11 protein-coding genes are annotated in these 11,346 nt (G+C 67.2%); 6 read left to right on the plus strand and 5 right to left on the minus strand.

Annotated features, from left to right (window positions below; genetic code table 11):
- Positions 1–151 precede the first annotated feature (151 nt).
- Positions 152–1,321 (minus strand): rod shape-determining protein RodA, encoded by a 1,170-nt coding sequence (gene rodA, locus IAE24_RS09905; protein WP_013804102.1) that lies wholly within the window; start codon positions 1,319–1,321, stop codon positions 152–154.
- Positions 1,322–1,533: 212 nt separating this feature from the next.
- On the opposite strand from rodA, the gene IAE24_RS09910 reads away from it, so the two are divergent.
- Genes IAE24_RS09910 through ruvC form a run of 6 tightly spaced genes read left to right on the plus strand, consistent with a single transcriptional unit; the run spans position 1,534 to position 7,338 of the window.
- Positions 1,534–2,118: a YqiA/YcfP family alpha/beta fold hydrolase gene (locus IAE24_RS09910; protein ID WP_012203415.1), complete on the plus strand. Its 585-nt coding sequence runs from the start codon at positions 1,534–1,536 to the stop codon at positions 2,116–2,118.
- Positions 2,119–2,173: 55 nt separating this feature from the next.
- Entirely contained in the window at positions 2,174–4,252 is a 2,079-nt protein-coding gene (locus IAE24_RS09915) for a ribonuclease catalytic domain-containing protein (RefSeq protein ID WP_199960713.1), read from the plus strand.
- A gap of 36 nt (positions 4,253–4,288) precedes the next feature.
- Positions 4,289–5,152, plus strand: a complete 864-nt coding sequence (locus IAE24_RS09920) for an energy transducer TonB (RefSeq protein WP_012203413.1) — start codon at positions 4,289–4,291, stop codon at positions 5,150–5,152.
- 38 nt (positions 5,153–5,190) lie between these two features.
- Positions 5,191–6,048 (plus strand): shikimate dehydrogenase, encoded by an 858-nt coding sequence (aroE, locus tag IAE24_RS09925; RefSeq protein WP_063327217.1) that lies wholly within the window; start codon positions 5,191–5,193, stop codon positions 6,046–6,048.
- Between the two features lie 7 nt (positions 6,049–6,055).
- Positions 6,056–6,772, plus strand: a complete 717-nt coding sequence (gene mtgA / locus IAE24_RS09930; RefSeq protein ID WP_012203411.1) for a monofunctional biosynthetic peptidoglycan transglycosylase — start codon at positions 6,056–6,058, stop codon at positions 6,770–6,772.
- Between the two features lie 17 nt (positions 6,773–6,789).
- Positions 6,790–7,338, plus strand: a complete 549-nt coding sequence (gene ruvC, locus IAE24_RS09935) for a crossover junction endodeoxyribonuclease RuvC (RefSeq protein WP_012203410.1) — start codon at positions 6,790–6,792, stop codon at positions 7,336–7,338.
- 164 nt (positions 7,339–7,502) lie between these two features.
- Here the strand turns inward: ruvC and IAE24_RS09940 are convergent, their stop codons facing one another.
- The 4 genes from IAE24_RS09940 to ftsA form a co-directional block, all read right to left on the minus strand.
- The gene (locus tag IAE24_RS09940; RefSeq protein WP_012203407.1) at positions 7,503–7,679 is read right to left on the minus strand and encodes a hypothetical protein; all 177 of its coding nucleotides are present in this window, start codon (positions 7,677–7,679) and stop codon (positions 7,503–7,505) included.
- A 13-nt stretch (positions 7,680–7,692) separates the two neighbouring features.
- Positions 7,693–8,616, minus strand: coding sequence for a UDP-3-O-acyl-N-acetylglucosamine deacetylase (gene lpxC / locus IAE24_RS09945; RefSeq protein ID WP_012203406.1), 924 nt, complete (start codon positions 8,614–8,616; stop codon positions 7,693–7,695).
- A gap of 93 nt (positions 8,617–8,709) precedes the next feature.
- Entirely contained in the window at positions 8,710–9,948 is a 1,239-nt protein-coding gene (gene ftsZ, locus IAE24_RS09950; RefSeq protein ID WP_012203405.1) for a cell division protein FtsZ, read from the minus strand.
- Between the two features lie 119 nt (positions 9,949–10,067).
- Positions 10,068–11,297, minus strand: coding sequence for a cell division protein FtsA (gene ftsA, locus IAE24_RS09955; protein WP_012203404.1), 1,230 nt, complete (start codon positions 11,295–11,297; stop codon positions 10,068–10,070).
- Positions 11,298–11,346 lie beyond the last annotated feature (49 nt).

The following is an 11,346-nucleotide window of genomic DNA, read 5'->3' on the forward strand; positions in this document are numbered from 1 at the left end:
GACTCCCGCAGAAACTATCAAAAAAGGAGCAACCAGCGCTTTTGGAGTCTCAGCTTACAAGCCAAATCGCAGGAAGGAATGCGACGCCCGATAACGCAGGCATCCAGACTCTTTGACATTTGCGGGCGCCTTTGGCGCCGCAAAGTGCGATTCAGAGCGGCCCGCCGCCCTCGCCCGGCAGCTGCCGCTGCGAGCGCGCCACCGACATCAGCACGCCCAGCGCCAGCCCCAGCGTGACCATGGCCGTGCCGCCATAGCTGATGAAGGGCAGCGGCACGCCGACCACGGGCAGGATGCCGCTGACCATGCCCATGTTCACGAAGGCATAGGTGAAGAAGATCATGGCCACGGCTGCCGCCATGAGCCGCGCGAACAGCGAGTTGGCCTGGATGGCGATGGCCAGCCCGCGCCAGACCAGCAGCAGGAAGGAGACGATGATGAACAGGTTGCCGACCAGTCCGAACTCCTCGGAATAGGCCGCGAAGATGAAGTCGGTCGTGCGCTCGGGGATGAACTCCAGGTGGGTCTGGGTGCCCGCCATGAAGCCCTTGCCCCAGACGCCGCCCGAACCGATGGCGATCATCCCCTGGATGATGTGGAATCCCTTGCCCAGCGGGTCGCGCGTGGGGTCCAGCAGGGTGCAGACACGGGTTTGCTGGTATTCATGCAGCACGGGCCAGCGCACGCCGTCGGCGCATAGCTGGGGCTCGTACAGCACGATGAGCGTGATGCCGATGGCGCCGGCCAGCACGGGCGGCACGATGAGTTTCCAGGGCAGGCCCGCGAAAAAGATCACGGACAGGCCTGCGGCCATCACCAGCAGCGAGGTGCCCAGGTCGGGCTGCTTCATGATCAGCCCCACGGGCACCAGGAGCAGGACCATGGCGATCACGAAGTCCGTGCCGCGCAGCTGGCCCTCGCGGCGCTGGAACCACCAGGCCAGCATCAGCGGCGTGGCGATCTTCAGCAGTTCGCTGGGCTGGATCACCACACCCACGTTGACCCAGCGCTGCGCCCCCTTCTTGGTGATGCCGAACAGCGCCACCGCCACCAGCAGCGCCACGCCCAGCATGTACAGCGGCACGGCCACCTTCATGAGCTGCTGCGGGGGAATCTGGGCCACGACAAAGAGGATGGCCGCCGCGATCAGCATGTTGCGCCCATGGTCGGTGAAGCGCGTGCCGTGGTCGAAGCCCGAGGAGTACATGGCGATCAGCCCCGCCGACGCCAGCATGCCCACGAACAGCAGCAACCAGAAGTCAAAGCCCCGCAGCAGCGGGGCAACACGTTGCCAGAGGGAGGGCTTGTCGAATTCGGTCACGGGGATGGTCGGTCGCGGGCACGGGCCGCCATTATCCCGTGGCGCATGCGGCCCAGCCCTGCGCAGGGTTGCCCACGGAGGCGGTTGTCATCCAGCTGTCGGCCCGGGCCTTCCCTGCTGGGCGCCGCCTGCCGCAGCGGCCACAATGGGCCATGAGCCGTCCGGGCCGCATCCCGCGCCCGGCCCCAGCAACGCAAAGGAGAGCGCCCACCATGACCACCACCCATTTGCTGTACCTGCACGGCTTTCGCTCCTCTCCCCAATCCAACAAGGCCCGTCGCCTGGCCGAGCATGTGGCCACGCGCCATCCCCATGTGCGCTGGTGGAGCCCGCAACTGCCCCCTTCCCCGCGCGAAGCGGCTGCCCTGATTGCCGATGGCATCGGCAGCTGGCCGCGCGAGACCATGGCCGTGATCGGCTCCTCGCTGGGCGGCTACTACGCCAGCTGGGTGGCCCAGCTGGCGCGCTGCCGCAGCGTGATGATCAACCCGGCCGTCAACCCGGCGCGCGATCTTGAAAAGTACATCGGCGAGCAGACTTCCTGGCACAACCCGGAGGAGCGTTTCTTCTTCCGCCGCGAATACATCGAGGAGCTTCGCGCGCTGGACACGCGCCACATGACACCGGCCGCCCCCGAAATGCTGCTGGCGGCCGAGGGCGACGAGGTGCTGGACTGGCGCGAGATGAGCGCACGCTATCCGCATGCACTGCAGATCATCCAGGAGGGCGGCGATCACGCGCTGAGCAACTTCGAGGAGTACTTGCCTCAGCTGGACGAGTTCCTGAATCTGGCCTGATGCCGCGCAAGACTGCGCGGCAGCTGCCAGCCGCAGCATGGGAGAATGTCGGGCTATGCACGCATTGTTTGAAGAATCCGGCAAGTTCCTGGCCGGCCGCATCCTCTCCGAAGCCGACACCTCCGCCCAGGTGGAGCTGGACTCGGGCAAACGGGTCAAGGTCAAGTCGGCCAACATCCTGCTCAAGTTCGACAAGCCGGCGCCTGCCGAACTGATCGCCCAGGCGCAGGCGCAGGCCGCCCAGATCGATCTGGACCTGGCCTGGGAATTCGCCCCCGAGGAGGAATTCGGCTTCGCCGACCTTGCACGCGACTATTTCTCGGACAAGGCCACGCTGGCCGAGCAGGCCGGCGCGCTGTTCCGCCTCTACGACGCACCGCACTACTTCCGCCGCTCCGGCAAGGGCCGCTTCAAGAAGGCGCCGGCCGAGATCCTGCAGCAGGCGCTGGCCGGCATAGAGAAGAAAAAGCAGATCCAGGCCCAGATCACGGCCTGGGCCGAGCAACTGGGCGCCGGCGAATGCCCCGGCCCCATCCGCGAGCAGCTCTACAAGATCCTGTTCCGCCCCGACAAGAACGCCGCCGAGTACAAGGCCGTGGTCGAGGCCAGCCGCGCCACGCGCCTGGCCCCGCTGGACCTGCTGCACAGGGCCGGCGCCATTGAATCGGCCTACGAGTTCCACTGGAAGCGCTTCCTGTTCGACCACTTCCCCAAGGGCACGCAGTTCCCGGCCCTGCAGGCACCCCAGCCACCGGCCGACCTGCCGCTGGCCGAGGTCCAGGCGTTTTCCATCGATGACTCGGCCACCACCGAAATCGACGATGCGCTGTCGGTGCGCGGCCTGGGCACGGGCACGGTCACCGTGGGTATCCACATTGCCGCGCCCGGTCTGGCCATCGTGCCGGGCACGCCGCTGGACCAGCTCGGCCGCTCGCGCCTGTCCACCGTCTACATGCCCGGCTACAAGATCACCATGCTGCCCGACGAGGTGGTGCAGATCTACACGCTGGACGAAGGCCGCGCCAACCCCGCCGTGTCGCTGTACGTCACCGTGGACGAGGCCACGCTGGAGACCACGGCCAGCGAGACGCGCCTGGAGCGCGTGCCCGTGCAGGTCAACTTCCGCCATGACAAGCTGGACCACATCGTCACCGAGCAGTGGCTGGCCGACCCCTCCTTCGAGGTCGAGGGCACGCCCGAAGTGCTGCAAGGCAAGCGCGCCGAACTAACGTTCCTGCAGCGCTGGGCCAAGCACCTGAAGGCAGGTCGTGAACTGGTGCGCGGCAAGCCCGAGAACTTCAACCGCCCCGACTACAACTTCCGCCTCGTGGGCAACGGCGGCGCCGAGCCCCGCGGCAACGAGCAGGTGGAGATCAGCGTGCGCAAGCGCGGCGCGCCACTGGACCTGATCGTGGCCGAGGCCGCCATCGTGGCCAACAGCACCTGGGGCGGCTGGATGGCCGAGCTCGGCGTGCCCGGCATCTACCGCAGCCAGGCCAGCCTGGCGCCCGGCATCAAGGTGCGCATGTCCACCAAGGCGCAGCCCCATGCAGGCATCGGCGTCAAGAGCTATGCCTGGGCCACCTCGCCGCTGCGCCGCTACGTGGACCTGGTCAACCAGTGGCAGATCATTGCCTGCGCGCGCCACGGCAAGACCGCCGCCCTGGCCGCACCGTTCAAGCCCAAGGATGCCGAGCTGTTCGGCATCATCAGCAGCTTCGACGGTGCCTACAGCGCCTACAACGGCTACCAGGCCGGCATGGAGCGGTTCTGGACGCTCAAGTACCTGCAGCAGCACGCCATCACCGAGCTGACGGCCACCGTCATCAAGGAAGGCATTGGCGGCGGCCTGCTGGTGCGCGCCGATGACCTGCCCCTGGTCTTCCCCGTGCTGGGAGTCACCGGCCTGCCGCGCGGCGCCCATGTGCGCGTGCGCCTGGGCGAGATCGACGAGATCGCGCTCGATGTCTCGGGCACGCTGATCGAGCGCCTGGATGGCGATGCGGCGGCCGCTGCCGATGGCGCCGAAGACAGCGCCGAGGATGACGAGGAAGCCGTGGCCGGCCCCATCGCCATCGCCGTGGACATGAACGAGACCGATGGCACACCGGCGGCCGACCCCGCCCAGCCCTGACCTGCCTCACATCCGAGCAACTGCCCCAGATCTGACGTGAAACTGCCTACCGCCCTCCGTTCCCTGAGCACGCTGCAGTTGGCACTGGGCGTTTCCATCGCCCTGCATGCCGGGTTGTTCTCGTTCCGGTTCATCGACCCGGAGCGCTTCGACCGCGTGTTCCAGGACACGCCGCTGGAAGTCATCCTGGTCAATGCCCGCGCCAACGAGCAGCCCGACAAGGCGCAGGCCATCGCGCAGACCTCGCTGGCCGGAGGCGGCGAGGCCGACAAGGGCCGGGCCTCCAGCCCCATGCCCTACTCGGCACTCACGGCCGTGGGCGACGACTTCGAGGAGCGCCAGCGCCAGATCGACTCCATGCAGGAGCAGCAGACCGTCTTGCTGACGCAGTTGCGCAAGCAGGTCGCGGCCCTGCCGCCGCTGGACCCGCGCGAGGCGGCCAAGCAGACCAAGGAGCAGCAGGCCCAGCAGGAAAAGCGCCAGCAACTGGTCAAGCTGCTGGCCGAGATCGAAAAGCGCATCAACGAGGAAAACGCCCGCCCCAAGAAGCGCTATATCAGCCCGTCCACGCGCGAGGCCGTCTACGCCATCTACTACGACGGCCTGCGCCGCAAGGTCGAGGACAAGGGCACGGAAAACTTCCCCGAGCAGGCCGGCAAGAAGCTCTACGGCGAGCTGGTCATGATCCTCACCGTCAACCACGACGGGCGGGTGCTGTCCACCGAGATCGTGCAGGGCTCGGGCAACCGCCTGCTGGACACCCGGGCCGAGGCCATTGCGCGTGCGGCCGGCCCCTTCGGCCATTTCGGCCCCGCCATGCGCGCCAAGGCCGACCAGATCGCCGTGGTCTCGCGCTTCAAGTTCACCCGCGAGCAGACGCTGCAGACGACGGTGCAGTAGCGCCCTCCTCTTGTCTTCGCGCACCCTCCTTTTCCGACATGACTTCCGCCGCCACCTCCTCCGACCGCTACTGCGTCATGGGCAACCCCGTCGCGCACAGCCGTTCGCCCTGGATCCATGCCCGCTTTGCCGAACTGTGCGGGCAGGACCTGCACTACGAGCGCCAGCATGTGGAGCTGCAAGGCTTTGCCGAGGCCGTGCGCGGCTTTGTCGCGGCAGGCGGGCGCGGCTGCAATGTCACCGTGCCCTTCAAGCTGGAAGCCGCACAGCTGGCCACCACCTCCAGCGAGCGCGTGCAACTGGCCGGCGCCGCCAACACCCTGGTGCTGGCGGCGGACGGCATCCATGCCGACAACACCGACGGCCTGGGCCTGGTGGCCGACATCGTGCGCAATGCGGGCGTGCCGCTGGCCGGGCGCGACCTGCTGCTGCTGGGCGCAGGTGGCGCCGCAGCCGGCGCACTGGGCTCGCTGCTTGCCGAGCGCCCGCGCCGCATCGCCGTGGTCAACCGCACCTTCGAGCGCGCCCAGGCCCTGGTGCAGCGCCATGCCGCCATCGCCGCGCACCATGGCGTGGAACTGGTGGCGCTGGAGCAGCAGGCCGTGGATGAGGATTTCGACGTGGTCATCAACGCCACCGCCAGCAGCCTGGCCGGTGCCGAGGTGCCCGTGCCGGCCCGCGTGCTGCGGCCTGGCAGCCTGGCCTACGACATGATGTACGGCGCCGCAGCCCAGGGCTTCCTGCAATGGGCCGAGCAGCATGGCGCCCAGGCCCGCGACGGGCTGGGCATGCTGGTGGAGCAGGCGGCCGAATCGTTCGCGCTGTGGCGCGGCGTGCGCCCCCCGTCGGCCCAGGTGCTGAACGAGCTGCGCGCCCATATTGCTCAAGGCGGCTGAGCGCTCTATGAAATCCCTGGCACGCGCCCTGCTGCTGGTGCTGTGCGCCGGCTTGCTGCTGCAGCTGTTCTTTGTGCTGCGCATTGCGCTGATGGTGGTGGTCGATCCTGAATCCACGGCCTTTCAGCGCTCCGAGGCCTGGCAGATGCTGCGCAGCTCCGAAGGCCTGCACTGGAGCCAGCAATGGCTGCCCTACGACCGCATCGCGCCCACGCTCAAGCGCGCCGTCATCGCCTCCGAAGATGACAGCTTCACCGAACACCACGGGGTGCAATGGGAGGCCATCGAGAAGGCCTGGCAGCGCAACCAGCGCGCCGAAGCCCGTGCCCAGAAGGCAGACAACGGCAAGGCGCCCAAGATCTACGGCGGCTCCACCATCACCCAGCAGCTGGCCAAGAACCTGCTGCTGTCGGGCGAACGCAGCCTGCTGCGCAAGGGCCAGGAACTGGTGCTGACCCAGCTGCTGGAACTGATGCTGAGCAAGCAGCGCATCCTGGAGATCTACCTCAACAGCGTGGAATGGGGCCAGGGCGTGTTTGGCGCGGAGGCTGCAGCCCGCCACTACTTTCGCAAGAGCGCCTCACAGCTCAGCGCGGCCGAGGCCGCACGCCTGGCCGTGATGCTGCCCCAGCCCAAGCGCTTCGAGAAGCTGCCCAACTCCGGCTATCTGCTGCAGCGCACGCGCACGGTCATGCAAAGAATGCCCAGCGCCGTCATCCCCTGAACGGCTACAGTCACGCCATGCGCATTCTTGGAATCGACCCCGGTCTGCAGACCACGGGATTCGGCGTGATCGACGTCGACGGCCACCGCTTGGCCTATGTGGCCAGCGGCACCATCCGCACCACGGGCATCGCGCTCGGCGACCTGCCGGGCCGGCTCAAGCTGCTGTTCGACGGCATCTCGGAAGTCGCCAGCCGCTATCAGCCCGACACCTCGGCCGTGGAAATCGTCTTCGTCAACGTCAACCCCCAGTCCACGCTGCTGCTGGGCCAGGCGCGCGGCGCCGCGCTCACGGCCCTGGTCAATGCGGGCCTGCCGGTCGCCGAATACACGGCACTGCAGATGAAAAAGGCCATGACCGGCCACGGCCGCGCGGCCAAGAGCCAGATCCAGGAAATGGTGCGCCGCCTGCTGCAACTGCCCGGCCTGCCCGGCACCGACGCAGCCGACGCCCTGGGCCTGGCCATCACCCACGCCCATGCGGGCGCCGCCATGTCGAAGATGGCCGAGGTCACGCAGCTGCAGCGCCGCCAGCATGCCGTCTACAAGGGCGGCAGGGTGTATTGACTCCCCCTGAGGCGCTGCGCGCCTTCCCCCTGAGGGGGACGACAGCCTAGCTGCGGGGCGGCCCTTGCTTGCTGTCTCTCGCCTGAGCGCGCCCCCCCGCAAGCGCCATGGTCTCGATCTCGCTACCGCAACTGCGTTGGATGGGATGCGAGTCAGAGCCGCCCTCAGACGATGCGTCCAAAGAACAGCACGGCGAAGAAGGTCACGCCGGCAATCACGGTCCACTTGAGGATGATGAAGCCCCAGCGCTTGTAGTGCGGCCGGCCAGTGCCCAGGTAGAACGCGAAGGAGACGGCCGAGGCCAGCAGCAGCAGGGTGGCCAGCCAGCGGAAGATCAGCATGGCGGCGCTCGCCTCACCAGGCCCGCGCGGGCTGGGCGAAGCCCTTGGGTGCCTGGCGCTCGCTGTCGAAGCTGACCAGTTCCCAGGCGTCGGGCTGGGCCAGCAGGGCACGCAGCAACTGGTTGTTCATGCCGTGGCCCGAGCGGAAGGCGCTGTAGGCGGCCAGCAGCGGCCTGCCGATCAGGTACAGGTCGCCGATGGCGTCGAGGATCTTGTGCTTGGCGAACTCGTCGTCGTAGCGCAGGCCGTCGCTGTTGAGCACCTTGTAGTCGTCCATGACGATGGCGTTGTCCATGCCGCCGCCCAGCGCCAGGCCATGGCTGCGCAGCATTTCCACGTCCTTGGTGAAGCCGAAGGTGCGCGCGCGTGCGATGTCGCGCGTGTAGTTGTCCTCGCCCATGTCGAACTCCACGCACTGGCCCGTGGAGTCCACGGCCGGATGGGCGAAGTCGATCTCGAAGCGCAGCTTGAAGCCGTGGTAGGGGTCGAAGCGCGCCCACTTGAGGTTCTGGCCCTCGCCCTCGCGCACCTCGACGGGGCGGATGACGCGGATGAAGCGCTTGGGAGCCTTTTGCAGCTCGATGCCCGCGCTTTGCAGCAGGAACACGAAGGAGGCGGAGGAGCCGTCGAGGATGGGCACTTCCTCGGCGGTGATGTCTATATAGATGTTGTCGAGCCCGAGGCCGGCAATGGCCGACATCAGGTGCTCCACGGTATGCACCTTGGCGCCGCCGGTGCCGATGGTGGAGGCCATGCGCGTGTCGGTGACGGCTTCGGCCGAGATCGGGATGTCCACAGGCTCCGGCAGGTCCACGCGACGGAACACGATGCCGGTGTCGGGCTGCGCGGGTCGCAGCGTCAACTCGACGCGCTGGCCGCTGTGCAGGCCCACGCCAACGGCACGGGTGATCGTCTTGATGGTGCGTTGTTGGAGCATCCGGCTATTTTAGAACGCGGCAGCCGTGCGCAGGGCATGGCCCTGGCACGGCTTTCGCTATCACGGCTATGCAGCGACCGTATGGGCCGCTGCTCAGTCAGCCTGCTTGCGCAGGAAGGCCGGGATTTCCAGATCGTCCATGCCGCCGGAGGCCAGGGCATCGACGCGGGCAGCGGCCTGCGTGCGGTTGGTACGCCAGACGCTGGGGACCGACATGTTGTTGGCATAGTCGGCACCGCCAGCGGCACCGCCCACCAGGCCGCCGGCTGCCGTGGCGGCACCCATGGAGGCCGAGGGCAGCTGGTAGCTCATGTTGTCGGTACCGGTGCGCAGACCGCCCTGCACCACCTGCATGTTCTGGCGGCGTGCGCTGGGGCGCGACAGGCCGGTGGCGACCACGGTGACGCGGATCTCGTCGCCCAGGGTGTCGTCGTAGGCGGCGCCGTAGATCACGTGCGCATCGGGCGAGGCATAGGCATTGATGGTGCTCATGGCCAGGCGCGACTCGGACAGCTTGAGGCTGCCCTTGGCGGCCGTGACCAGCACCAGCACGCCCTTGGCGCCCGACAGGTCGATGCCTTCCAGCAGCGGGCAGGCCACGGCCTGCTCGGCGGCGATGCGCGCGCGGTCGGGGCCGGCGGCCTTGGCCGTGCCCATCATGGCCTTGCCGGGCTCGCCCATGACGGTGCGCACGTCTTCGAAGTCGACGTTCACATGGCCGTACTCGTTGATGATCTCGGCAATGCCGCCCACGGCGTTCTTGAGAACGTCGTTGGCATGGGCGAAGGCCTCGTCCTGCGAGATGTCGTCACCCAGCACGTCCAGCAGCTTCTCGTTGAGCACGACGATCAGCGAATCGACATTGGCTTCGAGCTCGTTGAGGCCGCTGTCGGCGTTGGCCATGCGTCGGCCGCCTTCCCACTCGAAGGGCTTGGTGACCACGCCCACGGTGAGAATGCCCATTTCCTTGGCCACGCGCGCGATCACGGGCGCAGCGCCCGTGCCCGTGCCGCCGCCCATGCCGGCCGTGATGAACAGCATGTGCGCGCCTTCGATGGCGGTGCGGATGTCGTCCTCGGCCATTTCGGCAGCCTCGCGGCCCTTGTCGGGCTTGCTGCCCGCGCCCAGGCCGCTGCCGCCGAGCTGGATGGTGCGGTGGGCGCTGCTGCGCAGCAGCGCCTGCGCGTCGGTGTTGGCGCAGACGAATTCCACACCCTGCACGTTGCGCGCAATCATGTGCTCGACGGCGTTGCCGCCGCCGCCGCCAACGCCGATCACCTTGATCTGCGTACCCTGGTTGAATTCTTCAACTTCAATCATGTCGATGGGCATGTTGGTTCTCCTGTAGCTCTCTGTAAGTGGTCACCACCGTCTGGGGAAAATTCTGTCTTCTGTCCGGTATTCGGAAGCCGGTGGGCGGGCCGGTAATGCGCAGTCGATGAAAGCACATATCAAAAGTTCCCCACGATGAAGTCTTTGAAACGGCCAAAAGCGGTCTTCATCGACCCACTCTTTTGTGCCACCTTGAAACCGCGCAGGCGAGCCAGGCGGGCCTCTTCGAGCAATCCCATCACGGTGGCGGCGCGGGGTTGGGCCACCATGTCTGCCAGAGCGCTCGAATACTTGGGGATGCCGCGGCGCACGGGCTTGAGGAAGATGTCCTCGCCCAGTTCCACCATGCCCGGCATGACGGCGCTGCCGCCGGTCAGCACGATGCCCGAGGACAGAACTTCCTCGTAGCCGGAATCGCGCACCACCTGCTGCACCAAAGAAAAGATCTCTTCCACGCGCGGCTCGATCACGCCGGCCAGCGCCTGCTTGCTGATCATGCGCGGGCTGCGGTCGCCCAGGCCCGGCACTTCGACCTGGGCATCGGGGTCGGCCAGCAGTTGCTTGGCATAGCCGCTTTCGACCTTGATGTCCTCGGCGTCCTTGGTCGGCGTGCGCAGCGCCATGGCGATGTCGCTGGTGATCAGGTCGCCCGCGATCGGGATGACGGCCGTGTGCCGGATGGCGCCGCCCGTGAAGATGGCCACGTCGGTGGCGCCCGCGCCGATATCGACCACGGCCACGCCCAGCTCGCGCTCGTCGTCGGTGAGCACGGCCTGGCTCGATGCCAGCGGGTTGAGCAGCAGTTGCTCGACCTCCAGGCCGCAGCGGCGCACGCACTTGATGATGTTCTCGGCCGCGCTCTGCGCGCCCGTGACGATGTGGATCTTGGCTTCCAGGCGGATGCCGCTCATGCCGATGGGCTCGCGCACTTCCTGGCCGTCGATCACGAATTCCTGCGGCTCGACCAGCAGCAGCCGCTGGTCCGAGGAGATGTTGATGGCCTTGGCCGTCTCCATCACCCGCGCCACGTCGGTGGCCGTGACTTCCTTGTCCTTGATGGCCACCATGCCGCTGGAGTTCAGGCCGCGGATGTGGCTGCCGGTGATGCCGGTGCACACGCGCTGGATCTTGCAGTCGGCCATCAGCTCGGCCTCTTTCAAGGCCTGCTGGATGCTCTGCACGGTGGCGTCGATGTTCACCACCACGCCCCGCTTGAGTCCGTTGCTCGGGGCCACGCCGAGGCCGGCGAGCTTGAGTTCGCCGTTGTACAGGACCTCGGCGACCACGACCATGACCTTGGCCGTGCCGATGTCCAGTCCGACGATCACATCTTTGTATTCTCTTGCCATATCAGCATCCGCCCCCGGTTGGTTCTGTCCTGTCGCTGTGTCGCTGCAT

The sequence above is a fragment of the Delftia sp. S65 genome (assembly GCF_016516495.1).
Lineage (GTDB): Bacteria > Pseudomonadota > Gammaproteobacteria > Burkholderiales > Burkholderiaceae_C > Comamonas > Comamonas acidovorans.

Coding starts and splice junctions, on each gene's coding strand:
- IAE24_RS09910 (WP_012203415.1), top strand. CDS start 1,534: ATGACCACCACCCATTTGCTGTACCTGCACGGCTTTCGCTCCTCTCCC.
- IAE24_RS09915 (WP_199960713.1), top strand. CDS start 2,174: ATGCACGCATTGTTTGAAGAATCCGGCAAGTTCCTGGCCGGCCGCATC.
- aroE (WP_063327217.1), top strand. CDS start 5,191: ATGACTTCCGCCGCCACCTCCTCCGACCGCTACTGCGTCATGGGCAAC.
- mtgA (WP_012203411.1), top strand. CDS start 6,056: ATGAAATCCCTGGCACGCGCCCTGCTGCTGGTGCTGTGCGCCGGCTTG.
- ruvC (WP_012203410.1), top strand. CDS start 6,790: ATGCGCATTCTTGGAATCGACCCCGGTCTGCAGACCACGGGATTCGGC.
- IAE24_RS09940 (WP_012203407.1), bottom strand. CDS start 7,679: ATGCTGATCTTCCGCTGGCTGGCCACCCTGCTGCTGCTGGCCTCGGCC.
- lpxC (WP_012203406.1), bottom strand. CDS start 8,616: ATGCTCCAACAACGCACCATCAAGACGATCACCCGTGCCGTTGGCGTG.
- ftsZ (WP_012203405.1), bottom strand. CDS start 9,948: ATGCCCATCGACATGATTGAAGTTGAAGAATTCAACCAGGGTACGCAG.
- ftsA (WP_012203404.1), bottom strand. CDS start 11,297: ATGGCAAGAGAATACAAAGATGTGATCGTCGGACTGGACATCGGCACG.